Raw genomic sequence first — 26,570 nt, forward strand, 5'->3', positions numbered from 1 at the left:
GAGAACGGATATGGGACTGTTTAACTTCGTGAAAGAAGCAGGTGAAAAACTGTGGGATAAACTGACGGATTCGCATCAGGACCAGGGCGAAAAAGTCACCGAGCATTTAAAGAAACTCAATATTCCCGGTGCGGATAAAGTTCAGGTGACGGTCGTCGACGGGAAAGCCAGCGTCACCGGCGATGGGCTAACCCAGGAAGAGAAAGAGAAAATTCAGGTCGCCGTCGGTAACGTTGCCGGAGTCAGTGAAGTTGAGAATAACATTACCGCTGCCGATAGTGCGGATGAAGCCACCTACTACACCGTGAAATCCGGCGATACGCTGAGCGCGATCTCCAAAAACGTATACGGCAACGCCAATCTGTACAATAAAATCTTTGAAGCCAACCGCCCGATGCTTTCTCATCCGGATAAAATTTATCCCGGCCAGACTTTACGTATTCCTAAAGCCTGATAACCGCACGCTTGCTGGAAGTCATTCCGGTAAGCGTTCCCCCCTCGTTGTATTCACAGACAAAATATCGTATAAAACCTCCTGTCCGAGGGGTGTCCAGAAATGGGCTGAGATGGCGCAAGCCGAACCCTTAGAACCTGATCTGGGTCATGCCAGCGAAGGGACGGGTTAGCCATCTATTTACACAGCCAATTCCTGTTCTTCCCTCATTGAGCCCGGATCTCCACTTAATTACTGGAGGTCCCATGTCTTTACCCCTGTTTGAAACCGGTCTTTACGGACGCCTTCGCACGCTTGCGGGTCACCACTGGCACGATTATGTCGCCCATGAATTTGTCCAGCAGTTAGGTGCGGGCACCCTGCCTGAACCTGCGTTCCGCCGATATCTCACCCAGGATTACCTGTTTTTAGTTCATTTCGCCCGCGCCTACGCACTGCTGGTGAGCAAACTGCAAAATCTGCCGGAAATGCGCGCGGCGACGGCATCACTGAACGCGATTCTTAACGAACTGCCGCTGCATATCAGCTACTGCCAGCAATGGGGATTAACGGAATCCGACGTTACGCAGGTGGAAGAAGCCGCCGAAACGGTGAATTACACCCGTTATGTTCTGGATGTGGGGCATTCAGGCGATGTGCTTGATCTGCTCACCGCACTGATGCCGTGCGTGGCAGGCTATGCGGAAATCGGCCTGCGCCTGCTCAACGATCCGGCAACCGTCTTTGAGGGTAATCCTTACGCGCCGTGGATCCGCAACTATGGTGATGAGGGCTATCTGGCAGGCGTACAAGCCTCTCTGACGCTATTTGAAAATCTGGCGGCTCAGCGCGGTGGTGAAGGCCGTATCGCTGAACTTTCATCTATCTTCACCACCGCCACCCGGCTGGAAAGCGCGTTCTGGCAGATGGGGTTGAACGCGAAATCATGAAGGCGGTGAATGAATCCCCCGCGATCAGGCTAACAGACCTTACGCTGCGTTATGGCAATAAGACAATATTCGAGAACCTGAACGTGACTATCCCGGCAGGGCATTTCGTCTCCTTGCTGGGTGCCAGCGGTGCGGGTAAAACCAGCCTGCTGCGCATTGTTGCCGGGCTGGCAGCACCCACATCGGGTAGCGTGGCGGATGAACATGGTCGCCCGCTCGCAGGCCGAATCGCCTGGATGGGGCAGCGCGATCTGCTCTATCCGTGGTTAACCATTGAACAGAATGTTTGCCTGGGGGCGCGTTTACGCGGAGAAAAAGCCGATCGCCAATGGGCACAAGAGCTGCTTGAGCGTGTGGGGCTAAGCAGTTATGGCCACGCCCTGCCGCAGACGTTATCCGGCGGAATGCGCCAGCGCGCCGCCATCGCCCGAACCCTCTATGAACAGCAGCCGATTGTCCTGATGGATGAGCCGTTTTCCGCGCTGGACGCGATTACCCGCGCCACGATTCAGGCGCTGGCGGCGGAACTGCTGGCTGACCGTACCGTGCTATTGATCACACACGACCCCGTAGAGGCCTGCCGCCTGAGTCATCACATTCTGGTTCTGGCGAAACATCCTGGCGGCATCGATGACTCCCACGTTATGGCTGGCCTGCCGCCACGCGAACTTGACGATCCTCTGGTTATCCAGAGTCAACGTGAGCTTATGCAACAGCTCATTCGGGGGGCACAGTGATTTTCTTATCACGAATCTGGCGCGGGATGACGCTGTTTGCAGGCTTAGTGGGGTTATGGTGGCTGGCGACGCTCGGCTCTATTCCAGCATTCCTGCTGCCATCGCCCACGGCGGTAGTTCAGGCCCTGCACGATAATGGTCGTTACCTCGGCTGGCACACGTTGATTACCCTGGCGGAAATCGGCAGTGGCCTGGTGATTGGCGTACTGCTCGGGGCGATTCTGGCGCTGTGCATGGTCTTTTCTCCCCGTCTTCAGCGCTGGGTGATGCCGGTGGTATTAACCAGCCAGGCGATACCGGTCTTTGCCCTCGCCCCACTGCTGGTGCTGTGGTTTGGTTTTGGCATGAGCGCCAAGGTCACCATGGCGGTACTGATTATCTTCTTCCCGGTCACCTCGGCTCTGTTTGACGGTTTGCGCCGGGTAAGTGGTGATTATCTCGACCTGGCCCGCACCATGGGGGCGTCACGCTGGACACTGCTTCGTCATGTGCAGTTGATGGCCGCGCTACCTGCCTTTGGTTCCGGCCTGCGCATGGCGGCAGCCGTTGCGCCCATCGGCGCCATTATTGGCGAATGGGTTGGCTCGGCGGAAGGTTTGGGTTACGTGATGCTCAACGCCAACGCGCGCATGCAGAGTGATATCTGCTTCGCCGCCCTTCTGATACTCGTTTTGATGACCATCTCGCTGTGGATGATCATCGATGCCCTGTTACATCGCCTGATTTATTGGGTTCCGGATAACCATTGAGAAAACTACGATGACAACAAAAATGCTAAAACCTGCTCTCTCTGCGCTGATTATTGCCAGCACCCTTTCGCCAAACGCCTGGGCACTTGAGAAAGTCACACTGGTGCTGGACTGGTATATCAACCCGGACCACGCCCCCGTGATGGTGGCACAGCAAATCGGCGCATTTAAAGAGGAAGGCCTCGACGTCACGATTATCCCGCCTTCCGATCCGGCGCTTCCTCCGCGCCTGGTGGCGGCAAAACAGGTCGATCTGGCAATTACTTATCAACCGCAGCTGCACTTCTTTGCCGACCAGGGCTTACCGCTAATGCGGGTGGGTACACTCATCAATACGCCGCTGAATACGGTAATTGCGCTGGATAAAAACATTAAATCGCCGGCTGATTTAAAAGGTAAGAGCGTGGGTTATTCCGTCAGTGGCATCGAGCAGGCGACGCTGGATACCATGCTGAAACATAGCAATACGCCAGTGGATGCGGTGAAGCTTATCAACGTTAACTTCCAGCTAACCAGTGCCCTGCTGACCGGTAAAGTGGACGCGGTGATTGGCGGCTATCGCAACATCGAAGCGCTGGAGATCCAGCTTCAGGGTAAAGAACCGGTGGTGTTTAACGTCGAGGATTACGGCGTACCCGCCTACGATGAATTGATTCTGGTGGCAAATAAAGACGCGGCTGGAGAACCGAAGATTAAAAAATTCCTCGCGGCATTGAAAAAAGGCAGCGACTACCTGCATGCTCATCCGCAGGAAAGCTGGAAAACGTTCGCCAGCCTGCATCCTGAGCTTAATACCGAACTGAATCAGCAGGCATGGATGAAAACGCTGCCGCTCTTTGCACAAGATCCGGCAAAGCTGGATAAAGCCCGCTATGAGCATTACGAGCAGTTTTTATTTGATAACAAGCTCATCAAAAAAATAACCCCGGTGGAGCAATATGCCACCGGGGCTATGTAAGCCGTACATCAGATTGCTAACGACGTGCGCTTTGTTATTGCCGGATGCGGCGTAAACGCCTTATCCGGCCTACAAAATATCGCTAATTCAATATATTGCAGAATTGTTGTAGGCCTGATAAGCACAGCGCATCAGGCAATTTTACAGCGCCATATCATGCTGAGGTGACGCTTCCGGCTGTACTGCCTCAGGCGTGACATTGTCACTTTCGGTGGTATTCATTTGAATGACCGGAGGCTTAACCAGTTGCAATGTAGCAGCGGTATCGTCCCATACCTGTTGCGTCAACGCGCTGTTACCGTTCAGCTTCTGGCCGTAGCTCGGCACGATCGCGCGGATTTTGCTCTGCCATTGCTCAGAACCGAACTGTTCAGGGAACATTTTCTTGATCACGTTCAGGGTAATAGGCGCAGCGGTAGAGGCGCCCGGAGACGCGCCCAGCAACGCAGAAATGGTGCGCTGTTGGTCAACAACCACTTCTGTACCCAGCTTCAGCACGCCGCCTTTGTCTTCATCTTTACGGATGATCTGCACGCGCTGCCCCGCCTGAATCAGTTTCCAGTCTTCTTTACGCGCCTGCGGATAGTACTCTTTCAGCGCGGCAAAACGGTCATCATCACTCAGCATAACCTGACTAATCAGGTATTTGACGAGATCAAAGTTATCCAGCCCCACGTGCGTCATCGGCATGACGTTGCTGGTTGTCGTGGTGCTCAGCAAATCGAAGAACGAACCATTTTTAAGGAATTTGGTGGAGAACGTCGCAAACGGCCCAAACAGCACCACGCGTTTACCGTCGATGAAACGCGCATCAATGTGCGGTACGGACATCGGCGGTGCGCCAACGGACGCCTGGCCATAGACCTTCTGCAAATGCTCTTTGGTGATAGCCGGGTTCTCAGTCATCAGGAAAGATCCGCCAACCGGGAAGCCTGCATAATTATCAGCCTCAGGAATACCGGTTTTTTGCAGTAATTTCAGCGCCCCGCCGCCAGCACCGATAAACACATATTTTGCGTCAATCGCGTGCTCTTTACCGTTATTCACATCTTTGATTGTCACGTGCCAGGAGTTATCGCCATTGCGTTTAAACTCCGTCACTTCAGACGAGGTTTGCAAAGAGAAATTCGGGCTTTTTTTCAGGCTGCCGATCAGCTGACGGGTAATTTCACCGTAGTTCACATCGGTACCGGCTGGTGTCCAGGTCGCGGCCACTTTCTGCTGCGGATCGCGGCCTTGCATAACCAGCGGAGCCCATTGCTGAATTTGCTGGTGATCGGTGGAGAATTTCATCCCCTGGAACAAAGTGGTTTTTTGCAGCGCATCATAGCGCTTTTGCAAATAATTAACGTTGGTGTCGCCCCAGACAAAACTCATATGCGGCGTGGAATTAATAAAGGAGTGCGGTTCACGTAAAATGCCGCGTTTCACCTGCGCCGTCCAGAATTGACGCGAGATCATAAACTGCTCGTTAATATCCAGCGCTTTGCTGACATCAATCGAACCATCCGCACGTTCAGGCGTATAGTTCAGCTCCATATTCGCAGAGTGACCGGTACCGGCGTTATTCCAGCCATTGGAGGATTCCAGCGCCACGCCGTCGAGTTTCTCGACCATGACCTGCTTCCAGTCTGGCTGCAGCTCCTGGAGCCACGTGCCCAGAGAAGCACTCATAATACCGCCGCCAATCAGCAGGAAATCGGTTTTTTGTGAGGTTTCAGAATTAGCCCAGGTTGCCGAACTGACAAACAGCGCCACAGAGGTGAGTGAGATAATTGTCTTTTTAATTGCAGGCATAATAGTAATATCACATAGCATTGATGAAACATGAATAAATATAGTAAAGCATTTTTACGATATTTTAAAATCCATATAACATTTTTAGCACTATTATATAATTACAGATTTATTTAGTTATTTAATTAAATAAATTGGCAGCAATGTTTGTTGGGTATTTTCGTGATGGGGAAGTCGCGAGCTGCCCTCGTTCGATACGAACGAGGGCGTGAATCAGGAGGCTTTACCAGGAGAAATCCTGGACCAACGATAAGTCCCAGGCAGTGGCAAACAGTGAAATGAAAATGATCAGGTTCACTGCGGTTTCGATTCTTTTTTCCATTTTGATTCTCCTTATGCCGGTTATGACCATCTAACACGGAAAACCTTAATGATTTCTTAATGCTGCGTGACCATCATAAGGCGAACGCAGCAGGTTATGAATACGAGTATGCCAATAAAAAACGGCTGCGTCCCCCTCTTTTACTTTTGCGCACTATGTGAGCTGATAATGCTTATCTGCAGTCAGTTTTGTTGGGATCACGGTTTCATCGTTCATTTGCAGTAGCTCTATCTCAATCGCGTTGCAGATAGCGTCCAGCGGCAAATCGTTATCTTCCATGCCAAACGGCTCTTCCAGCTCTTCCGCCAGCGTATCCAGCGCGATAAACGTGTACGAGATCAGCACCGACACAAACGGCGTCATATAATGCAAATCGACAACCAGCGCGAACGGCAGCATGATGCAAAACAGATAAACGGTGCGATGCAGGATCAGCGAATAGGCAAAAGGCACGGGAGTATTGGCGATACGCTCACACCCGGCCAGTACACCCGACATATCATTAAGCCGGTTATTCAGGCTGTGAAACAGAATGTCCGACAGTTTACCTTCACGGCGACGAACGGCCAACCACTCTCCCATCATCAGAAGAATACGGTTTGCAGGTGTTTGAACGGCCAGCACCTGAGCCAGCTGGTTGTCATCAAGATAGTTTGCCAGCACCGCTTTCGCTGGCTGGCGACGTAATGACAGCCTCAGGCTGTGGACAAACGCGATTTGCAGCCGGGTGAACTCTGCAATATTGGGTTCGTCGTGAAGTGTATTTTTGACTTCCCGCAGCAAGGAGCGTGACGCAATCATCAACTGCCCCCACAGCAAACGCGCTTCGACATAACGGGCGTAGCAGGCGTTATTTCTGAAGCCGAGGAAGATAGCAATGGCGACACCAAGAATACTGAATGGCGCCACGGTGAGCTTGATACCCAGCGAGGTGTACCACGGCAAAATCGCGATCACCACAATGGAGAGCAGGAAATTAAGTAGCAAGCGAGAGTAAATCTTGGGGAGCACCGAGCCGTGCCAGACAAGAATGCGAGGCAGCCAGTGTTGATGAGGACGCGCGATCATAGAGTTATCGATTAAGTTAAAAACTTGTTTATTAAACGTGATTGCGGTCACATATTCAAGCGGTTTGCTCGGCTGTCGCGTATAATCAATCCCCTTTCATTCCTGCCAAAAATGACGACGCACGATGTTTCAGTGTGGATTACAGACAGATAAAATATGTATGTTGTAACTAATGGTGCTGAATAAAAAACCCGGCAATCGCCGGGTCTGGTTATCATGCCATTAGCACAAAGGCTGAACGGCTTTACGCATTCCCTGAAGCAGAATCGCGTCGAGATCCAGTGACACCTGTTCGACAAGGCCGACAACCTGAGTCAGGTCCTGCTCCCAATGTTCACTCACAGAAAGCACGGCTTTCACCAAATCACTGGTGCTAATCAGCTGATCGCGATGCTGCGCCCACAGTTGCTGATAACGTTCAATCCAGTGCGCATCATCCTGTACCGGATACGTTTCACCGTTACGCTCTGCGCGATAGAACGCAATCAGGGCCGCCAGCGCGAAAGTTAAACGTGCAGGCAGTTTGCCAGTCGCCTTCTGCCCTGCCAGCAGTTGCGGCAGAATACGGGTACGGAATTTCGTCATCCCGTTCAGGGCAATGGAAAGCAGCTGATGCTTGATATACGGGTTACGGAAACGCCCCGTTACCGCGCTGGCGAAGGACTCCAGCTCATCGCGCGGTAAATCGAGCACCGGGATAATCTCGTCATAAATCGCTTTCTCAACGAATGCACAAATTTCCGCGTCATTCATCGCCTCGCCGACCGTATCGAGCCCTGCCTGGTAGGCAACCGGCACCAGAGCCGTGTGCGCCCCGTTCAGAATCGCGACTTTACGCTCTTTATACGGTTTGATGTCATCAACAATCAGCACGTTGAGCGACAGTTTGTCGAGACGCAGTTCGCTGGCGAGCGATTTCGGGCCCTGAATAACGAACAGATAGAAGTGCTCTGCGGTATCGAGGAAGCCGTCTTTGTAACCCAGTTCCGTTTCAATAGCTGCCGCTTCATCGCGCGGATAACCAGTAACAATACGGTCAACCAGGGTGGAACAGAAAGTGTTGGACTCATTCAGCCAGGTCACGAACTCCACCGGCAGCGCCCACTCCTGCGCGTAACGCAGCACCAGTTCATGCAGCGCGTCACCGTTATAGTCAATCAGTTCGCAAGGAATGATAACCCAGCCTTTATCTGCCGCACCGTTGAAATGCGTGTAGCGTTCAAACAGCAGACGGGTCAGTTTAGCCGGATAGCTTACGGCTGGCGCATCATCAAACTTATCGCCTGCATGGTAGCTGATACCCGCTTCGGTAGTGTTCGAGAAGACAAAACGCATATCCGGGTTGTGTGCCAGTTTCAGGAAAGCGTCGTAATCGGCATAAGCGCTGATTTCACGATTAACCGAACGAATCAGACGCGCATCGCTCACGGCTTCGCCCTGCTCATTCAGACCACGAATGATGGTCGTGTACAGGCCATCCTGCGTGCTGAGTGACGGCGGGAAATCACTGGCAATCGGGCGAACAATCACCACACCGGCATTCAGATCGGTGTGTTCGTTCAGCAGGTCGATCTGCCAGTCAACGAATGCGCGCAGGAAGTTACCTTCGCCAAACTGAATGATACGTTCAGGGTACTGCGCACCGGGGAAGTCCTGGCGGTTCAGAGTCTTCACAATCGTTTCCTTTTTAATTAGTCATACAACCTGGTGGAATTGGTGTAATAACTTACCAGATTTTTAGACAATGAAACCCTGTTTTGATCAAAATGTGAGGACTAATTCATAATTCAGAGGAATTTATAGAACACACTGGTCGCGGTTAATTCCCCTGCTGGCATCAGTGCATAACGCGGGATTTCACCCGCCTTTTGCCAGCCAGCACGCTGGTAGAACGTCTCCGCCCCGCTTCCCGTGGCGGTATCAAGCACGAGCACATTCTTGCCTGCATCACGAGCCACCGTTTCCAGATGCAACATCAACTGACTTGCTATACCAAAACGCCGGGCATCTTCATGAACCAGCAGTTTGGCAACATCCGCACGATGCGGCTGGTTCTCAGGCTGATCGATAATAAGCTGGACGGTACCGACAATTCGCTGCTGCGCATCTACCGCCGCAAGTAAGATACGCTCATTCGCCGCCACGCTCGCCGCTGTACGCTGCCAGAACGCCAGCGCTTTATCCCGGCTAAAAGGCAGCATAAAGCTCACCGACGCCCCACCTTCTACACAGTCAATCAGGATGTCGGTCAGATCGTTGAGATACAGCAGAATATCGTCACGCGATAGCGTGCGCAGGGTGACAGACGGGCTCATGAAACTCTCCTTCGTGAATTTCATGTCACTATCGCTGGCGGCGCGTAACGGCACAAGAGGTGCCGTCATCGCATTTACTTATGATTGCGGCTTATTCATTTGAATCACCAGCCAGTGGTGAATGACGCCGACAATATAGTGTTGCTGAGCATCATCAAGCGGCGTTCCCGCCGGAATATTGTGCCATTTTTCCAGGCAGCCACGACAGCAGGTTGCCGTGGCGTGCTGGGCGATAAACACCGGATGCCCACGCATTGGCGTTTGCTTGCCATCGTTTTTTGGCTGCGCCGGGGCGAGTCGGGAGGCGATAAAATCCGCCGCATGACTGTCGATAACGTCTGGCCCCTTGTCATAGCAATACTGCCGCTCTTTTACGCCGAGTTTAAAACGGCTGCGAAACGGCGAGCGCGCCAGACGTGTAAACAAATTATCGAGAGGAACCATTAGTACACTGAACGTCCAATCTTTTGCGTTAACTTTTCCAGAACCGCGACGCCCGCCAGTGAATTACCGGCTTCGTCCAGTTCCGGGCTCCAGACAGCAATCGCCATCTCGTGCGGCACGATCGCCACCACACCGCCACCCACGCCGGATTTTGCCGGCAACCCAACGCGCCAGGCAAATTCACCGGCATTCTGATACATGCCGCTGGTCGCCATAAGGGCGTTAACCTGCCGAGCTTGCATCGGCGAAATAATCGGATGGTGAATATGCGGTGCCCGGCCCTGATTCGCCAGGAACAAAAATGCCCGCGCCAGTTCGTTGCAGCTCATTTTCAGCGCGCAGTAATGAAAATAGTTTTGCAGCACCGTCGCCACATCATTATGGAAATTACCGAAGGATTTCATCAACCAGGCGATCGCCGCGTTACGCGCAGAGTGCTCAAACTCAGAACGAGCCACTACCGTGTCATAGGTAATATCCGCCACCCCGCACAGGGTGCGGATAATCTCCAGCATGCGCATGCGCGGTGCGCTCAATCGCCCCTGTAGCATATCGCACACAACCAGGGCGCCCGCATTAATGAACGGGTTACGCGGAATACCCTGCTCGATTTCCAGCTGTAACAGTGAATTAAAGGGCTGACCGGAGGGATCTTTCCCAACGCGCTGCCAGATTTCGTCTTCCGAATAGTGGTTCATCGCCACCACCAGACTGAGCACTTTCGAGATGGATTGAATGGAGAAACGTTCGTCGGCATCACCCGCCGAGAAGTGCTGGCCATCCACCGTGCTGATGGCAATCGCCAGCTTGTTGCCGCTCACCTGGGCCAGTGCCGGAATATAGTCCGCCACTTTACCTTGCCCAATCAGCGGCCTGACGTCGGCTAAAATCGACGCCAGCATGTCATTATCGATGACCGTAGTCACTTACTACTCCTTGCCCGCAGGCTATTTCCGGCCTGCAAGTATAACAGAGCATGATGGATGAAACATAAGAAAGCCCGCACGAAGCGGGCTGAGGAAAAATTGGGTGCGTTGTGGATATGCCTGACACACAAAGAGTGGCGGGGATCGCTCCCCGCCGGTGCTCTTACATGGTTCGGCACGCTGTGAAAACAGCAACCTCCGTTTGGCCAGTTCGGATGTGGACCTCACAGAGATCTTTTCTCATTACCAGCACCGCCACATTGGCGGAAACACAGATGATGACCAGGGCCAGTAACATCCCTTTGTACTGTTTCATAGCGCTCTTTTCCTTGACCTTACGGTCTGTAAGAGGCACTCTACATGTGCTGACATATAGGGGGCCTCGGGTTGATTGAAAAATCACTCGGGGCTTTTCTCTATCTGCCATCCTGCAAATGCCTGAGACAGATAGCCTCAGGCACCCACAACCATCTTACGCCGCGCCTTCCCTGTTTACGCGTTGATCAATAATCCTTTGTCGAGATTATCGACGGTCTTTCCACACCGTTTGTACGTTGCAGAACTCATGCAAACCAAAATGCGACAGTTCTCGACCAAATCCACTTTTCTTCACGCCGCCGAAAGCCACGCGCGCGTCACTGGCGCTGTAACCGTTGATAAATACTCCGCCGCATTCGAGCTGTTCGGCAAAGCGTTGCGCCTGCGCGTTATCGGCAGTAAAAACGGTCGCGGAAAGACCAAACGCACTGTCGTTTGCCAGTTCAAGAGCATGGTCGGCATCGCGCGCCACGGTAATTGCCGCGACCGGGCCGAACATCTCCTGACGAAATGCCGTCATCTCAGACGTGACGTTACCCAGTACAGTCGGCGCGTAGAAGTTACCGTTTCCGGCCATCTTTTCGCCGCCTAACAGCAGGGTCGCGCCTTCAGCAAGCGTTGCCTGAACCTGTTGATGCAGTTCATCACGCAGGTCAAAGCGCGCCATTGGGCCTAAATAGTTTTGCTCATCCAGCGGATCGCCCATTTTCCGTTGCTCGGTTGCCGCGATAAATCGGCGCGTAAAGGCATCCGCGATCCCGGCTTCGATGATAAAGCGTTTCGCCGCAGCGCAAACTTGCCCGGTATTCTGATAACGCCCGATAACAGCCGCCTGCACCGCGATATCGAGATCCGCATCGTTCAGCACAATAAAGGGATCGGAGCCGCCCAGCTCAAGAACGCATTTTTTCAGTGCGGCACCGGCCTGAGCGCCAATCGCACGGCCTGCACGCACGCTTCCCGTAACCGTGACAGCGGCGATTCGTACGTCGTTAATCGCCTGCGTCACGCCATCATTGGTGGCATTCACCCAGCCGAAAACGCCCACAGGAAGTCCCGCTTCGTTGAAGATCTTGCCGATCAATTCGGCACTACCCATAACGTTAGGCGCGTGTTTTAACAGATAGCTATTCCCGGCCAGCAGAATCGGCACCGCGCCGCGCAGCACCTGCCACAGCGGGAAGTTCCACGGCATAATTGCCAGAATCGGCCCCAGAGGACGATATTCAATAACGGCTTTGTTATCCTCCACCAGCGTGGATTCGGTGTTCAGCATCGCCGGGCCATGCTCGGCATACCAGTCGCAAAGGCTGGCCGATTTCGTGACTTCTCCGCGAGCCTGAGCAATCGGTTTGCCCATTTCGCGTGACATCATTTGTGCCATCTCTTCGCCACGTTGACGCAGAACGCGGCCAACAGCACGTAATGCCTCTGCGCGCGCAGTGACGGATGTATTACGCCACTGGCGATAGCCAGCGTCGGCAAGGGCGATAGATTCATCGACCTGTGCGGTTGTCGCCCACGGCAACGCCGACAGTGTTTCGCCATTAGCCGGGTTGATGGAAATCGCGTGAGTTGCAGGTGAAGTCATTCTCTTCTCTCTTATCCGGTGATGTGATGCTGTCATTCTGGACGCTTGTTGTCTTTATGAAAACTGAATAATATTAAGCTCACCATTCACAAATTGAGAATACCATGGACCTGACGCAGCTTGAGATGTTCAACGCCGTCGCACAAACCGGCAGTATTACCCAGGCCGCGCAGGTTGTGCATCGCGTTCCCTCGAACCTCACCACCCGTATTCGCCAACTGGAAGCAGATCTGGGCGTTGAACTGTTTATCCGCGAGAGCCAGCGTCTGCGTCTTTCCCCCGCCGGGCACAGTTTTCTGCGCTACAGCCAGCAGATCCTCGCGCTGGTCGATGAAGCCCGTATGGTGGTCGCCGGAGATGAACCGCAGGGTTTATTTTCCCTTGGCGCGCTGGAAAGCACCGCCGCCGTTCGCATTCCGGAAACGCTGGCGCGCTATAACCAGCGTTACCCGAAAATTCAGTTTGATCTGGCGACCGGCCCTTCCGGCACCATGATCGACGGGGTTTTAGAAGGCTCGCTGAGTGCGGCCTTTGTTGACGGTCCGGTGATGCATCCAGGCCTGGAAGGCATGCCGGTTTATCAGGAAGAGATGATGATCGTCGCGGCGAATGGGCACCCTAAAATTACCCGCGCCAGCGACGTCAACGGCACGAGTATTTACGCTTTTCGGGCCAATTGCTCTTATCGTCGCCATTTCGAGAGCTGGTTTCAGGCGGATCACGCAACGCCCGGCAGAATTCATGAGATGGAGTCCTATCATGGAATGCTGGCCTGCGTGATAGCCGGTGCCGGTCTGGCGTTGATGCCGCGCAGTATGCTGGAAAGTATGCCCGGACATCATCAGGTCGAGGCCTGGCCGCTGGCAGAGAAATGGCGCTGGCTGACGACATGGCTGGTCTGGCGACGTGGTGCGAAAAGCCGCCAGTTAGAGGCGTTTATTGAATTGCTGGATGAACCGTTCGCAGAGTCAGCTGACTAGTCTGCGATGATTAGTCGCGTAGACATAGAGGTCAGCGCGCTACGCACCTGCCCATCAAGTTGATTATCCGTAATAATCTCCGTCAGTTCATTAAGATGCGCGATATTAAACAGCGACCATGCACCGTATTTAGAGCTGTCGGCCAGCAGGATTTTGCGAGAAGCATGTGCGATAAGATCGCGCTTCAGCGCAGCTTTCTCTTCCGTGGGTGCCGTAATTCCCTTCTCAAGATCCCAGCCGTTACAGCTTAAAAACGCCACGTCCGGCCAGGTATTTTGCAGCAATTTACGACCATGTTCTCCAATACATGACTGGCTCGAATCATCGATACGTCCACCGATAATCGTTACTTCAATCTGCTTGAATTCTGCCAGAAAAAGGGCGATATGCAGATCGCTTGTGATCACGCGAAGCGGTAGATGCGTAATCTGTCGAGCCAGTTCAATCATCGTCGTACCGGCATCAAGGACGACAGAATCCCCCGCTTTAACCATCGACGCAGCGGCACTGGCGATAGCGTGTTTTTCTGCCAGGCTGCGCTGCATTTTCTCATGGGTTGTGGGTTGGGCAGGAATAAACCGGTTGAGGGTCACACCACCGTGGGTGCGGCTGATAACACCTTGCTCATCGAGTTTAATCAGGTCTCGACGAATCGTGGCCGGTGATGCATCGGTTACCGCCACCAGCTCATCTACTGTGACCAGATTGTGGCTTTTCAGGTAATCCATTATCTGCTCTAACCGGTTATATCCCTTCATTTTATTCCCGCGAAATCTGCATTGCTAACTGGATGGAGACAGCCATGCTCTCAGACTTGGCTTTTCCTGTCCAGGCAATATCAAACGCAGTGCCGTGGTCGGCAGAAGTACGAATAAAGGGCAGCCCAGCGGTGATATTGACACCATCATAAAAACCCAGCAATTTCAGTGGAATATGCCCTTGATCGTGATACATCGCGACCACCATATCGTACAGTCCATCGTGGCACTGCATAAACACAGTATCCGGCGGACACGGGCCGATAACATCGATACCTTCGGCCTGCATTGCTTCAATCGCAGGCGCGATAATCTCAATTTCCTCAGAGCCAAACAAACCATGTTCCCCTGCATGAGGATTCACACCAGCCACAGCAATACGTGGACGCTCAATGCCAACGCGTTTCAGGAAGTGGTTCGCAACACGAATGACCGTCTTCACCCTGTCACCGTTCAGCGTATCCAGGAATCTGCGCAGTGAGATGTGGGTCGAAATATGAATAACCTTGAGTTTATCGGTATAGAGCACCATCGCATACTCTTTGCTACCCGTCAGATGCGCCAGTAATTCCGTATGGCCCGGATAGTTGTGGCCACCAAGATGCAGGGCTTCTTTATTCAATGGCGCAGTGGCGATCGCTTTCACTTCCCCCGCTAACGCCAGTGCCGTGGCACGCTTAATGCAACGGTAGGCTAAATCTCCCGCAGCAGCCTGCACAACGCCAGGCATCAATGCGTCCGGGTTTTCCAGGGGCTCGTCAATCACGTTGATAACACCGGGCTTAAACATTGCGTCACTGATGCTATCGATAACGCGTAACACTGCCTGCGGAGTAATATTCATGGCGAGTATACGCCGCAGCGTTTGAACGCACCCAACCACCACTACCGGCGCACCAGAAAGCCCGGCATCGCTCAGGGATTTAATAATGATCTCCGGGCCAATACCTGCCGGGTCACCCATGGTTACTGCAATAATATTATTCACTCATTCTCTCCTCGATAAAATTCAGTACCTGACGCAATGTAGTCTCATCGCCAAATCCACCTGCTTTTGTCATCACAGGACGCGACCAGTCGCCGCCCAGAAAGTGCCCATATGGAACGCATTGCGCCACCTTCCCCGTAATACGAAACCCGCTCGCGCCTAACGCGCTGGCCGTTGCCATTGCAACATCACCACCTGAGAGATAAAGCGCATCGGGCGTTGTGCGAAGCAGTACCTGCCGGGTGAGTTCGCCGAGAAACTGGCAAATCTTTTCGCCAAGCGCAGTACGATCCAACTGCCTGCGCAGGCAAAGCGCGTCGATATGGTGCCTCGCCACAGAATCGTTGCAGGTGTGAACAATGCAGTGCTCTCCCTGGCTCAACGCCTGCACAATGCGTGTTTCATAACGTTGAATGTCTCCCGCCAGAATATTGTCCACATCGACGTGAATGCGCGTGGTGCGGGGATGCGTGTTAAGCGTGGCGATCTGCCGTTGAGCGATTTCACTCATAGAACCAATAATGGCCAGCACGCGACGTGGCGGGGTGACAGACAAACGCCGGGCAACGGCATCACAAATTCCGGCGGAGCCCACCAGCAATAGCGGTTGTTCGGCCTGCATCACTGCCTCAACAATATGATCCAGGTCGCAATCGGTCTGCGCATCCACCACGCCAATGCAGGACTGCTCGCGGGCGAAATGACCAAGGTCAGACACCGTGACAGAGCGGCACGAAATGGCCGTCTGCATCTGAATAATGTCTGCCACACGGTCACGCGTAACGGGCGTTTTCGGGTCGCTGGCAAATTCGGTATCTGTTAACAGAACGCCATTCACCCGGCACTCTCCGTCAACGGTGGTACGCCCTGCCAGCGGGTATGCCGGGGCGACAACTGCGCCTTTTACGCCACAGGCGTTCATCAATGCATCAATTTCAGCACCGATATTGCCACGCAGCGTGGAGTCTATCTTCTTGATAATGAGCGGTGTTTTTTGCGGTATGCGGATATTGCCCATCAGTGAGGACATTTTTTTCGCTGCCTGCTCAGGATCCATCGCCCGGCTGTCGCTATTAATCACCCATACGCTGGCATCACCGCGATAAGGCGTTTCAAAGGCCACATCGACCGTATGCCCCGCCAGTGCCAGGCTCACCCCTGCATCGTTAGCCCCTGTGAAATCATCGGCAACAACGAGAATGCGCGGTTCACTGATTCCCTTTTCCATCATCACTCCGGGTTGTTTATGATGAGCTTGATTATATTCAATCACATTTGATTAAATGTGAGCAAGCTCAAGTTATTAACCACCCGGATAAATTATAAAATTAGGCCATAATACGTAGATGACTGATTTTTGTTTGATTGAATTCAATCATGAAAGCGAGGTAGTAAGTGGTAACCATCAACAGCACAATACTGAGCGGCGCAGGCGCTATCCCTTCCCTGACATCGCTCTTACCCGGCATCAGGAAACTGCTGCTGGTCACAGATCGTAATATTGCGCAGCTCGACGGCGTGCAGCAGATCCGCGCCTTAATGGAAAAGAGCTGCCCGCAGGTTAGCGTTATCGATAATGTACCCGCAGAGCCCACGCATCATGATGTTCGCCAGCAAATGGTCGCTCTCGGCAATGCGTCTTTTGATGTGGTGGTCGGTGTCGGTGGCGGCAGCGTGCTGGATGTGGCAAAACTACTATCGGTGCTTTGTCATCCACAATCCCCAGGACTGGATGCGCTGCTTGCCGGTGAAAAACCCGTGCAGCGGGTGCAATCGTGGTTGATTCCTACAACCGCTGGAACCGGCTCGGAAGCCACGCCCAACGCGATTGTGGCCATTCCGGAGCAGAGCACCAAGGTGGGCATCATTTCCCCCGTACTGCTACCGGACTATGTCGCCCTTTTCCCGGAGCTGACCACCAGCATGCCTGCGCATATCGCGGCGTCCACGGGTATCGATGCACTCTGTCACTTACTGGAGTGTTTTACCGCCACTGTGGCAAACCCAATAAGCGATAACGCCGCCCTGACAGGGTTGAATAAGCTTTTCCGGCACATTCAGCCTGCCGTGAACGATCCTCATGATCTGCGCGCCAAGCTCGAGATGCTGTGGGCGTCTTACTATGGCGGTGTCGCCATTACTCATGCTGGCACGCACCTGGTCCATGCGCTCTCCTACCCGTTAGGTGGGAAATATCACCTGCCGCACGGCGTGGCGAATGCCATCTTGCTGGCGCCATGCATGGCCGTCGTACGCCCTTACGCGGTTGAGAAATTTGCCCAGGTCTGGGATTGCATTCCCGATGCGGATATCTCTCTGACCGCGGAAGAGAAATCTCACGCCCTGGTGGCCTGGCTACAGGCATTAGTCATTCAACTCAAGCTGCCCAACAATCTGGCGGATCTTGGCGTACCGCCCGAAGATATTGCGTCTCTTAGTGAGGCTGCACTGGACGTGAAGCGCCTGATGAACAATGCCCCCTGCCAGCTGAATCAGCAGGACGTGCAGGCCATTTACCAAACGCTGTTTCCGCAACATCACTTTAAGGAGTAAATCATGCCGAGAACTATTGAAGGTGTATTAACCGCCATCGTCACACCGTTTACCGCGTCGGGTGACCTGAATCTTTCGGCGTTAAAAGTACAGGTTAATCGCCAGCTGGAGGCCGGTAACGCGATTTTTTGCGGCGGCACCAACGGCGAGTTTTTTGTGCTGAACGAGCAGGAAAAACTCAGCGTTACGCAAACCTGCGTGGATGAAGTATCTGGCCGCGCACCGGTCGTGGCGCACATTGGTGAGATCTCGACGCGTGAAACAATTCGTCTGGGCCAGCAGATTGAGAAACTGGGCGTTGATGCGGTATCGGTCATTACCCCGTTCTTCGTACCGCTGAAACAAGAAGAATTGATAGCGCATTACACCGCGATTGCCGACGCTCTGAGCATTCCGATGTTTCTCTATAACATCCCGGCCCGCACCGGCAATACGATTCAACCGGAAACCGCGCGCGCTCTGGCATCGCATCCCAATATCATTGGGATTAAAGACAGCGCCGGAAGCTACGAAAGTCTGAAGGGTTTTCTCGATGCGGTGCGCGACATCGACGGCTTTAATGTGCTCAACGGCCCTGATTCGCTAATCCATAAAGGTTTTGTCGAGGGGTGCTCAGCCTGCATCTCCGGACTCGCCAACGTCGCGCCGCGGGAAATCAATGCTATCTGGTCTCGCTTCCATGCTGGTGATATTGAAGGATCTTATCAGGCACAGGAAAGCGTGACGGGCCTGCGTACCGATCTCTATAACGTGGCGTTTTCTCCGGCAGCGGTGAAAAAAGCGTTGCAACTCATGGGGCATGAGGTGGGTGATAGCCGCTACGCGGTTAATTTCACACCGGAACAACTCAGCGAGATTAAACAAATTATTCGCAATTATAATATTAAATAAAATAATCATATTATCCAGCTCGCCAACCTGTTGCCATAAAGATTAGATTAAAGAGACGAAGGGATTAACACATGCTCCTGTGGTTATTGCAGCCAGATATTTGGCTCACTTTACTTACCCTCACCTTTCTGGAAATTATTCTCGGGGTGGATAATATTATTTTTCTTTCACTGGTGGTGGCAAAACTTCCGTTATCGCAGCAAAACCTGGCGCGTAAACTGGGGTTAAGCTGCGCAATGATTATGCGGATATTATTACTGATATCCATTGCGTGGCTTTCACATATTACCCAGCCGCTTTTTACGATGTTCGCGCTGGAGGTTTCCTTCCGCACGTTGATTCTGCTCGGGGGCGGGCTGTTCCTGATTTATAAAGCGATACAGGAGATCCGCGAAGAGCTGTCGCCCGCGCAGGAAGACGAGCATGGCAGCGGATCGCGGCAGCTCTCGCTGTGCAGCGCCATTGTGCAGATTATGCTGCTGGATATCGTGTTTAGCCTGGATTCGGTGATCACCGCTGTCGGCCTGTCACAGCATATTTTCATCATGATTGCCGCCGTCATGATTGCTGTCGGCATCATGATGTTTGCGGCGAAAACCATTGGTGATTTCGTTAACGCCACACCGTCAATTAAAATACTGGCATTAACCTTTTTATTGTTTGTTGGCGTATTGCTGGTCGCGGATAGCGTTAACGTACATATTGCCAAAGAGTATCTCTACTTCGCGATATTTTTCTCTTTAAGCGTCGAAACACTCAATATTTTTCGTGACAAAAAAAACAAGAAGATTTCGGCATCGACCGAAATCCATGAATCGCACTCGCATTAATAAATACATCACTTTATTTAAGATGGAGTCTAATTATGTCTGTAACCCTTATTCGTGATGGCGTCATCCGCCCATCAGAGGCCGATACGCATGTTCATACCGCTATGCTGCCTTCGTCCTGCCCACAAAATCACGCGGCAAATATTCTTCCTCTGCCCGATGGCGCGTTAATGTGCGTTTGGTTTGGAGGGACGCAGGAAGGTATTGCCGATATTTCAGTCTGGGGATCGAGGTTGCCTGCTGGCGAAACACAGTGGCGTGATGCGGTCAAACTTTCCCATGATGACACACGTTCAGAGCAGAACCCCGTTCTGTTTCTCGCGCCGGATAACGTGCTGTGGCTGCTGTGGACGGCACAACTCTCAGGAAATCAGGATACCGCCATTGTCCGCTATCGTCAGTCTCACGACCTTGGGCAAACCTGGGGCGAGATCGCTACTCTGCTCGATAAACCTGGCACGTTCATTCGCCAGCCGATCACGGTTCTTGATAACGGCAACTGGCTGCTGCCCATCTTTTATTGCCGGACTCAGCCCGGCGAAAAATGGGTTGGTAATGATGATATCAGCGCGGTAAAAATTTCCGCTGACTGCGGCCAGTCCTGGCGCGATGTCGAGGTACCGCAAAGCCCTGGCTGCGTTCATATGAATATTACACCGCTGCATAACGGTAAGCTGGTTGCCCTCTTCCGCAGCCGTTGGGCGGACAACATCTACATCAGCCATTCTGTGGACCAGGGCGAGAGCTGGTCGGTGCCGCAAGCAACTGAACTGCCAAACAACAATTCGTCTATTCAGGTAACAACACTTGCCAGCGGCGAACTGGCGCTGGTGTACAACGCAATGAGTGCGGCAGGCGCAGTGGAACGTCGCGCATCGCTGTATGACGAAATCGACGACGGCGACGACAACCGCAAAGAGCCAACAGCCGTCGGGCGTTCCGCGTTCTGGGGAGCACCTCGCGCGCCAATGACGGTGGCGATTTCCGCCGATGGAGGTAAAAGCTGGCCGTGGCGGCGCAATCTCGATGAAGGCGACGGCTACTGCATGACCAATAATTCGCTGGAAAAGCTAAATCGCGAGTTCTCCTACCCCAGCATCAAGCAAAGCCCGGACGGTTCTCTGCATATCGCTTACACCTGGTGGCGACAGGCTATCAAGTACGTGCGCATCTCCCCTGAGTGGGTTAAGGGGCAGGCATCATGATTATTGGTAATCTCAACCATTTGTCGCAGGCGGGGCTTCCCGCCGGGGTGAGACACATTTTGCTTCGCCCGGAGTGTTCACTGCTGGCGCTATCAGCCAGGGAGGATGGTCGCTGGCAGCCCGAAGGATGTCGGTGGTTCTGCATGCTGGGTACTTCAGACACGCAACCGGCCGATCTTCGTCATACGGAATATCACCATCTGTGGGCCGATATTCAGGTGGTGATCGCTGGGTGTGAAGGCATTAATGCGGGAACGCGGCCAGTAGCTCGCGAAGGCGATGAAGAACGTAAGCCCGATCTGTTTATCGCCCCATCCCCTGAAAACAGTGTCGCCATTACCCTACACGCCGGTGATTTCGCCGTCTTTATGCCAGAAGAACCTCATCAGGCGCTGTGCGCAATTGATACGACCACATCAGTACGCAAAGCGGTCTTTAAGGTGCCGCGCGACATGCTGGAAGCCTAAAAGGAGAAAAAAATGACAATGGAAATGATGTTGGCGCTAGGAATACTGGTTCTGATGATCGTGCTGATCATGTCGGACAAACTTCCCTTTGGTGCGCCGCCTTTGCTTGCTTGTTTACTGTTGGTGTTATGCAAGGTATCCACAATCCAACAGGCCTTCGCCGGTTTTGTTAACTCAACCGTTATTATGCTTGCTGGTTTTATGGTGGTAATGGCCGGGCTGCAAAAAACACAACTTATCATGGGCATTAAAACCGCGATGATGTCACATCTGAATCGCGGGGGTTTTAAAAGCTATATACTGTTGCTGATGATCGTCATGCTTGGCGCGAGCCTTGCGGGTACGGGTGCGACGGGATATTACGTGCTAATCCTGTCGCTTATCGCATCACTGCCTTATAGCCAGAAGCTACCGACCTCAAAACTTGTTATGCCTCTGGGTTTTGCCACTAATCACCCACTAATTCCGATTAATGTGGCGTTACTTTTTGGTGTCACTGTATCCGTATTACAGTCATCAGGTATCAACCAGGAAATTTCGATGATCAAATTTGCCCTGGTTAACCTAATCATGTCAGTGGCATATTTTGCATGGAGTTTAATTGCTTACCGCTTTTTGCCAACCCACCCTACTGCGGACACCGTTGAGAATAATGGATCGCAATCAGAAAATGCAGCAGATGTTCTTCCTGCCTGGAAGGAAAAATGCACTGTCGGCGCTTTTTTCGTCAGCGTCGTTGGCATGATGCTTATCAGCACATTAGGCGATATTGCTTATATTATTCCAGGCCTGGCGGGAGGTTTTTTACTGATTATCGGCGTCCTCGACTTTAAGGAAGTACGCGATAATATGGGCGCTCCCGTTATTATCATGACGGCATGTGTTATCGGTGTTGCTGACGCGCTCGCGGGAACAGGTGTGACGGCGATGATCGGTAACGCTGTAGCCGGGGTTCTGGGAACAAACGTTTCACCGTTCATCTTTATTCTTGTTCTGGCGTTATTAACCAGTACTTGCTCTACCTTCACCGGCTCAACAATAGGCTCTATTTTCATTTTCGGCCCTATTGCCATTGCCGCCTGTACAGGGTTAGGTATAAGCCCAATGGCAGCTGCTGTTGCGATAACGATATCAGGCTGGAACGGCGGCTATATGCCTATCGACGGTATGCCAGCAATGATTATGGGAATGGGCAAATACAAAATGTCCGAATTTTGGATTTTCACCATCCCCATGTACTTCATCCGCATTCTGGCGCTATGCGCAGGCGCTGTCTTTATCTTCCCAATGTAACCTCAGGCAAAAAAAGCGTTCCTTTCAAATAAAGGGACGCTTTCCCGCCCATCAGTACCCGATTCCCTTGCCATTCGCAGCGTACATCGCCGCCGCGTGCGGAAACCTGACGCGCCAGCATTTGCGTTTTGCCCAGTTTTTCGCCCCAGTAGGGAATGAGCATAGTATGCGATGAGCCGGTTACCGGATCTTCCCATACCGCTTCACCCGGCGAGAAGAATCGGCTGACAAAATCATACGCGCCGTCGCCGCGTGCAGTAATCGCCACTTTGTGTTCTCCGGGGTTCATGGCGCTAATATTGGGCGTCACCGCCTCAACCTGCTGACGACTCTCCAGTTCAATAACCCAGGCGCGGCCTTTACGTGCATTCAGATACTCCGTAATCCCCAGCGCGGCAAGCATCTCGGCAGGCGGTGTCGCGGGTTGCGTCTCGCCTACCGGAAAATCAAGCGTCAGCCATTCGCCATCGCGCGTGACCGTCAGTTGACCTGATGCGGTTTCAAAGCGAATTGTGCGTTCCGGGTAATGCAGTTGCTGAAAAATAACGTGCGCCGTGGCAAGCGTCGCGTGCCCACACAGGTTGACTTCCTGGCGGGTGGTAAACCAGCGCAGCTCAAAACCACTCGGTTGCTGGACCACAAATGCGGTTTCTGACTGATTATGCTGCTGGGCCATTTTCAGTAATAATGCATCGGGCAACCAGCTCTCAAGAACACACACCGCTGCGGCATTTCCTTCAAACGGACGCTCACTGAACGCATCCACCAGATAAATATCAATTTCCCGCATTGTGATCTCCTGTCGCTGTTCAATCGTTAAAATGACACAAATCTGCGGACTGCGGCAGTCTGATGAGAAAAAAATCACGGGCAATACCATTGATTGAACAGATACAAAATGAGATCTGAATCACAAAACGATTGTCATTCAACCAACAATGGCTTTAAGATCGCACGTCTCATCCTTTCCAAACTACCCCAGAAAATTCTATGACAACGAACACAGTCTCGCGCCACATCGCATGGCTTCGGGTGGTGACGCTCGCCATCGCGGCCTTCATCTTTAATACCACCGAGTTTGTGCCGGTGGGCCTGCTTTCCGATATCGCCGACAGTTTTGGGATGACGACGGCGCAGGTCGGTATCATGCTGACTATCTACGCATGGGTCGTCGCGCTGATGTCACTGCCGTTTATGCTGCTGACCAGCCAGATGGAACGCCGTAAGTTATTGATTGGCCTGTTTGTGCTGTTTATCGCCAGCCATATTCTCTCTTTCTTTGCCTGGAACTTTACCGTGCTGGTCGTCAGTCGTATCGGTATCGCGTTTGCCCATGCCGTGTTCTGGTCGATCACCGCGTCTCTGGCCATCCGCATGGCACCTGCCGGTAAACGGGCTCAGGCGCTGAGCCTGATTGCCACCGGTACCGCGCTGGCAATGGTTTTTGGCATTCCGATTGGCCGCATCGTGGGGCAATATTTTGGCTGGCGAACCACCTTCCTTGCCATTGGTATGGGTGCGCTGCTGACCATGGTGGCGCTGATTAAACTGCTGCCCAAACTACCGAGCGAGCATTCGGGTTCTCTGAAAAGTCTGCCTGTGCTGTTCCGTTGCCCGGCGCTGGTCAGCATTTATCTGCTGACCGTGGTCGTGGTGACCGCCCATTACACCGCGTATAGCTATATCGAACCCTTTGTGCAAAACGTTGCCGAACTGAGTGGAAATTTCGCCACCATGTTGCTGCTGATCCTTGGCGGCGCGGGCATCATCGGCAGCATTCTGTTCGGGAAACTGGGTAATTTGCACGCTTCTGGCCTCATCACCAGCGCCATTGGTCTGCTGCTGGTTTGCCTGCTGCTGCTGCTGCCCGCCTCTCACCAGGCCAGCCACCTGGCGGTATTGAGCGTGTTCTGGGGAATTGCGATTATGATTATCGGCCTGGGAATGCAGGTGAAAGTGCTGTCGCTGGCACCGGATGCCACCGACGTGGCGATGTCGCTGTTTTCCGGGATCTTTAATATTGGGATTGGCGCAGGTGCGTTACTTGGAAGTCAGATAAGCAGCCACATTTCAATGGCCTCTATCGGTTACGTCGGGGCGGTTCCGGCCGTTGCGGCGTTGATTTGGGCTGTAATAATATTCCGCCGCTGGCCTGCCGCGTCATTAGAAGAGCAGGCGCACCGCTCGTGATGGTTCTGGAGCCGGGGATAATCCCGGCTCCCTGCATTACGCGCCCGGCCAGGTGTTAATGATTTCCACCACGCCGTTAATAATAAACTGCACGCCCATACACACCAGTAGGAATCCCATCAGGCGCGAAATGGCTTCAATGCCGCCTTTCCCTACCCAGCGCATAATCGCCCCGGAACTGCGCAGGCTGCCCCACAGAATAATCCCCACCAGAGCAAAAATAATGGGCGGCGAAATCAATACCACCCATTCAGGAAAACTGACGCCATGTTTAATCGTCGATGCAGAACTGATAATCATCGCGATGGTACCCGGCCCTGCTGTGCTCGGCATCGCCAGCGGCACAAACGCAATATTAGCGGTCGGCTCATCTTCCAGCTCTTCTGATTTGCTGGACGCTTCCGGTGATTCGTGGGCTTTCTGCTGCGGGAAAAGCATGCGGAAACCGATAAACGCGACGATCAATCCCCCGGCGATACGCAGTCCAGGTATAGAAATACCGAATGTATTCATCACCAGTTGGCCAGCATAGTAGGCGACCATCATAATGGCGAAGACATAAATAGACGCCATACGTGCCTGATGGTTACGTTCTGCCGCGTTCATATTTCCCGCTAATCCGAGAAAAAGCGCCACGGTTGTGAGCGGGTTTGCCAGCGGTAAAAGCACCACCAGACCAAGCCCGATTGCCTGAAAAAGTTCAATCATATGAGATACTAGCCTTCTCTGTTTTACGAATAAGTTCGCAGTCTACGCGATGCAGTATAGCGTTTTCGCAGCATCTCTTGCTATGTCACCCCGTTGTACAGAATTTCCTCTTAATTGTAGTTGGATAGTCTCTGTTCAGCGTTTTAGCAAATCGTGGCATCCCTCAATCCATTCAGTTGACTTATGATTGCGTGAGAAATAATATCCACCGCAACTAAAGTACTTGCCAGGGCAACCATTGTGAACATCACAAGCGACCTCTTCAATGAAATCATCCCGCTTGGGCATTTGATTCACATGGTTAATCAGAAAAAAGATCGCTTACTCAACGAGCATCTATCGCCTGAAGACATTACTTCCTCACAGTTCAGGGTCCTCTGCTCTATCCGCTGCAAAGGCAGCATTACACCGGTAGAGCTGAAGAAAATCCTTTCGGTCGATCTGGGCGCGCTTACCAGAATGCTTGACCGATTGCTTTGCCGGGGCTGGATTGCCCGTTTGCCGAATCCGCATGACAAACGTGGCGTACTTATCCAGTTAACGCCAGAAGGCGCTGAAATTTGTGAGAAATGTCATCAGCTTGTTGGGCAGGACCTGCACCAGGAATTAACAAAAAACTTAACGGCAAACGAAGTTGCAACGCTTGAGCTTCTGTTAAAAAAGATTTTGCCGTAAACAGAAAGAGGTAAGACGATGTCCAGACGCAACACTGACGCTATCACCATTCATAGCATTTTGGACTGGATCGAAGATAACCTTGAATCGCCCCTGTCGCTGGAAAAAGTGTCAGAGCGCTCGGGTTACTCCAAATGGCACCTGCAACGGATGTTTAAAAAGGAAACCGGACACTCTTTAGGTCAGTACATTCGCACCCGCAAACTGACCGAGATTGCCCAGAAGTTAAAAGAGAGCAATGAGCCGATACTCTACCTGGCAGAACGCTACGGTTTTGAATCACAGCAGACGTTGACGCGAACCTTTAAAAACTATTTCGATGTGCCGCCGCACAAGTATCGCGTCACCAATATGCACGGAGAGTCTCGTTATCTCTTCCCGCTTAATCACTGTACTTATTAATCGCCTGCACAAGACGTATCGA

The 26,570-nt window shown here is 52.6% G+C and carries 28 protein-coding genes and 1 riboswitch; of the genes, 15 read left to right on the forward strand and 13 right to left on the reverse strand.

The window, feature by feature from the left end; genetic code table 11:
- Positions 1-10: 10 nt before the first annotated feature.
- The 5 genes from lysM (at position 11) to ACWWFX_RS21525 (ending at position 3,827) form a co-directional block, all read left to right on the forward strand.
- Positions 11-454, forward strand: a complete 444-nt coding sequence (lysM, locus tag ACWWFX_RS21505; protein ID WP_015964406.1) for a peptidoglycan-binding protein LysM — start codon at positions 11-13, stop codon at positions 452-454.
- Positions 455-532: 78 nt separating this feature from the next.
- Positions 533-635, forward strand: a riboswitch (TPP riboswitch).
- A gap of 64 nt (positions 636-699) precedes the next feature.
- On the forward strand, positions 700-1,383 hold the full coding sequence (gene tenA, locus ACWWFX_RS21510; RefSeq protein WP_473224738.1) for a thiaminase II: 684 nt from the start codon (positions 700-702) through the stop codon (positions 1,381-1,383).
- Positions 1,380-2,120, forward strand: a complete 741-nt coding sequence (locus tag ACWWFX_RS21515; RefSeq protein ID WP_473224739.1) for an ABC transporter ATP-binding protein — start codon at positions 1,380-1,382, stop codon at positions 2,118-2,120. Before tenA ends, ACWWFX_RS21515 begins: the two co-directional genes overlap by 4 nt.
- Before the next feature lie 26 nt (positions 2,121-2,146).
- The gene (locus tag ACWWFX_RS21520; RefSeq protein WP_473224775.1) at positions 2,147-2,869 is read left to right on the forward strand and encodes an ABC transporter permease; all 723 of its coding nucleotides are present in this window, start codon (positions 2,147-2,149) and stop codon (positions 2,867-2,869) included.
- 22 nt (positions 2,870-2,891) lie between these two features.
- Complete coding sequence (locus ACWWFX_RS21525) at positions 2,892-3,827, forward strand: ABC transporter substrate-binding protein (RefSeq protein ID WP_473224740.1); 936 nt, start codon at positions 2,892-2,894, stop codon at positions 3,825-3,827.
- 141 nt (positions 3,828-3,968) lie between these two features.
- Here ACWWFX_RS21525 and mqo read toward each other — a convergent pair whose 3' ends face one another.
- The 8 genes from mqo to sad all read right to left on the reverse strand — a co-directional run bounded on the left by mqo (position 3,969) and on the right by sad (position 12,608).
- Complete coding sequence (mqo, locus tag ACWWFX_RS21530; protein WP_473224741.1) at positions 3,969-5,624, reverse strand: malate dehydrogenase (quinone); 1,656 nt, start codon at positions 5,622-5,624, stop codon at positions 3,969-3,971.
- 475 nt (positions 5,625-6,099) lie between these two features.
- Positions 6,100-7,014: a bestrophin family protein gene (locus ACWWFX_RS21535; RefSeq protein ID WP_276224120.1), complete on the reverse strand. Its 915-nt coding sequence runs from the start codon at positions 7,012-7,014 to the stop codon at positions 6,100-6,102.
- A gap of 222 nt (positions 7,015-7,236) precedes the next feature.
- Entirely contained in the window at positions 7,237-8,688 is a 1,452-nt protein-coding gene (locus ACWWFX_RS21540) for a tagaturonate reductase (protein ID WP_473224742.1), read from the reverse strand.
- Between the two features lie 113 nt (positions 8,689-8,801).
- Positions 8,802-9,329: a GNAT family N-acetyltransferase gene (locus tag ACWWFX_RS21545; protein WP_473224743.1), complete on the reverse strand. Its 528-nt coding sequence runs from the start codon at positions 9,327-9,329 to the stop codon at positions 8,802-8,804.
- A 78-nt stretch (positions 9,330-9,407) separates the two neighbouring features.
- The gene (locus ACWWFX_RS21550) at positions 9,408-9,773 is read right to left on the reverse strand and encodes a DUF4186 domain-containing protein (RefSeq protein ID WP_276224112.1); all 366 of its coding nucleotides are present in this window, start codon (positions 9,771-9,773) and stop codon (positions 9,408-9,410) included.
- Positions 9,773-10,699 (reverse strand): glutaminase B, encoded by a 927-nt coding sequence (gene glsB, locus ACWWFX_RS21555; protein ID WP_456145543.1) that lies wholly within the window; start codon positions 10,697-10,699, stop codon positions 9,773-9,775. The genes ACWWFX_RS21550 and glsB overlap by 1 nt, the downstream gene beginning before the upstream one ends.
- Positions 10,700-10,862: 163 nt before the next feature.
- Positions 10,863-11,015, reverse strand: coding sequence for a Hok/Gef family protein (locus ACWWFX_RS21560; protein ID WP_253897738.1), 153 nt, complete (start codon positions 11,013-11,015; stop codon positions 10,863-10,865).
- Between the two features lie 207 nt (positions 11,016-11,222).
- Positions 11,223-12,608, reverse strand: coding sequence for a succinate-semialdehyde dehydrogenase (gene sad, locus ACWWFX_RS21565; protein WP_473224744.1), 1,386 nt, complete (start codon positions 12,606-12,608; stop codon positions 11,223-11,225).
- A gap of 104 nt (positions 12,609-12,712) precedes the next feature.
- Here sad and ptrR point away from each other — a divergent pair, with 104 nt between their 5' ends.
- Positions 12,713-13,588 (forward strand): putrescine utilization regulator PtrR, encoded by an 876-nt coding sequence (gene ptrR, locus ACWWFX_RS21570; protein ID WP_473224745.1) that lies wholly within the window; start codon positions 12,713-12,715, stop codon positions 13,586-13,588.
- Here ptrR and ACWWFX_RS21575 read toward each other — a convergent pair.
- The 3 genes from ACWWFX_RS21575 to dtnK are packed head-to-tail and all read right to left on the reverse strand — an operon-like array spanning position 13,585 to position 16,562.
- Complete coding sequence (locus tag ACWWFX_RS21575; protein ID WP_473224746.1) at positions 13,585-14,346, reverse strand: DeoR/GlpR family DNA-binding transcription regulator; 762 nt, start codon at positions 14,344-14,346, stop codon at positions 13,585-13,587. The two genes, ptrR and ACWWFX_RS21575, sit on opposite strands and share 4 nt — an antisense overlap.
- 1 nt (position 14,347) lies before the next feature.
- Positions 14,348-15,334, reverse strand: a complete 987-nt coding sequence (locus ACWWFX_RS21580; RefSeq protein WP_473224747.1) for a D-threonate 4-phosphate dehydrogenase — start codon at positions 15,332-15,334, stop codon at positions 14,348-14,350.
- Positions 15,327-16,562 carry a D-threonate kinase gene (gene dtnK / locus ACWWFX_RS21585; RefSeq protein WP_473224776.1) on the reverse strand — a complete coding sequence of 412 codons (1,236 nt, stop codon included), beginning with the start codon at positions 16,560-16,562 and terminating at the stop codon, positions 15,327-15,329. Before dtnK ends, ACWWFX_RS21580 begins: the two co-directional genes overlap by 8 nt.
- A 167-nt stretch (positions 16,563-16,729) precedes the next feature.
- On the opposite strand from dtnK, the gene ACWWFX_RS21590 reads away from it, so the two are divergent.
- The 6 genes from ACWWFX_RS21590 to ACWWFX_RS21615 all read left to right on the forward strand — a co-directional run bounded on the left by ACWWFX_RS21590 (position 16,730) and on the right by ACWWFX_RS21615 (position 22,573).
- Positions 16,730-17,887 (forward strand): iron-containing alcohol dehydrogenase, encoded by a 1,158-nt coding sequence (locus ACWWFX_RS21590; RefSeq protein WP_473224748.1) that lies wholly within the window; start codon positions 16,730-16,732, stop codon positions 17,885-17,887.
- Between the two features lie 3 nt (positions 17,888-17,890).
- Complete coding sequence (locus tag ACWWFX_RS21595) at positions 17,891-18,778, forward strand: dihydrodipicolinate synthase family protein (RefSeq protein ID WP_473224749.1); 888 nt, start codon at positions 17,891-17,893, stop codon at positions 18,776-18,778.
- 71 nt (positions 18,779-18,849) lie between these two features.
- Complete coding sequence (locus tag ACWWFX_RS21600; RefSeq protein WP_473224750.1) at positions 18,850-19,608, forward strand: TerC family protein; 759 nt, start codon at positions 18,850-18,852, stop codon at positions 19,606-19,608.
- A 35-nt stretch (positions 19,609-19,643) separates the two neighbouring features.
- On the forward strand, positions 19,644-20,813 hold the full coding sequence (locus ACWWFX_RS21605) for a sialidase family protein (protein WP_473224751.1): 1,170 nt from the start codon (positions 19,644-19,646) through the stop codon (positions 20,811-20,813).
- Positions 20,810-21,280, forward strand: coding sequence for a NanQ anomerase/TabA/YiaL family protein (locus ACWWFX_RS21610; protein WP_473224752.1), 471 nt, complete (start codon positions 20,810-20,812; stop codon positions 21,278-21,280). Before ACWWFX_RS21605 ends, ACWWFX_RS21610 begins: the two co-directional genes overlap by 4 nt.
- Before the next feature lie 12 nt (positions 21,281-21,292).
- Positions 21,293-22,573: an SLC13 family permease gene (locus ACWWFX_RS21615; RefSeq protein WP_473224753.1), complete on the forward strand. Its 1,281-nt coding sequence runs from the start codon at positions 21,293-21,295 to the stop codon at positions 22,571-22,573.
- Here the strand turns inward: ACWWFX_RS21615 and ACWWFX_RS21620 are convergent.
- A complete protein-coding gene (locus tag ACWWFX_RS21620; RefSeq protein WP_473224754.1) occupies positions 22,557-23,363 on the reverse strand; it encodes a PhzF family phenazine biosynthesis protein in 807 nt (268 codons plus the stop codon). The genes ACWWFX_RS21615 and ACWWFX_RS21620 overlap by 17 nt on opposite strands.
- A gap of 200 nt (positions 23,364-23,563) precedes the next feature.
- On the opposite strand from ACWWFX_RS21620, the gene ACWWFX_RS21625 reads away from it, so the two are divergent.
- The gene (locus tag ACWWFX_RS21625; protein WP_473224755.1) at positions 23,564-24,763 is read left to right on the forward strand and encodes a sugar transporter; all 1,200 of its coding nucleotides are present in this window, start codon (positions 23,564-23,566) and stop codon (positions 24,761-24,763) included.
- Between the two features lie 36 nt (positions 24,764-24,799).
- Here ACWWFX_RS21625 and ACWWFX_RS21630 read toward each other — a convergent pair whose 3' ends face one another.
- Entirely contained in the window at positions 24,800-25,471 is a 672-nt protein-coding gene (locus ACWWFX_RS21630; protein WP_276224099.1) for a MarC family NAAT transporter, read from the reverse strand.
- A gap of 240 nt (positions 25,472-25,711) precedes the next feature.
- Here ACWWFX_RS21630 and marR point away from each other — a divergent pair, with 240 nt between their 5' ends.
- Complete coding sequence (gene marR, locus ACWWFX_RS21635; protein ID WP_149463491.1) at positions 25,712-26,146, forward strand: multiple antibiotic resistance transcriptional regulator MarR; 435 nt, start codon at positions 25,712-25,714, stop codon at positions 26,144-26,146.
- Between the two features lie 18 nt (positions 26,147-26,164).
- On the forward strand, positions 26,165-26,548 hold the full coding sequence (gene marA, locus ACWWFX_RS21640) for an MDR efflux pump AcrAB transcriptional activator MarA (protein ID WP_108474241.1): 384 nt from the start codon (positions 26,165-26,167) through the stop codon (positions 26,546-26,548).
- The last annotated feature ends 22 nt before the right edge of the window (positions 26,549-26,570 follow it).

This window comes from Pseudocitrobacter sp. 2023LY-00077, from assembly GCF_055796175.1.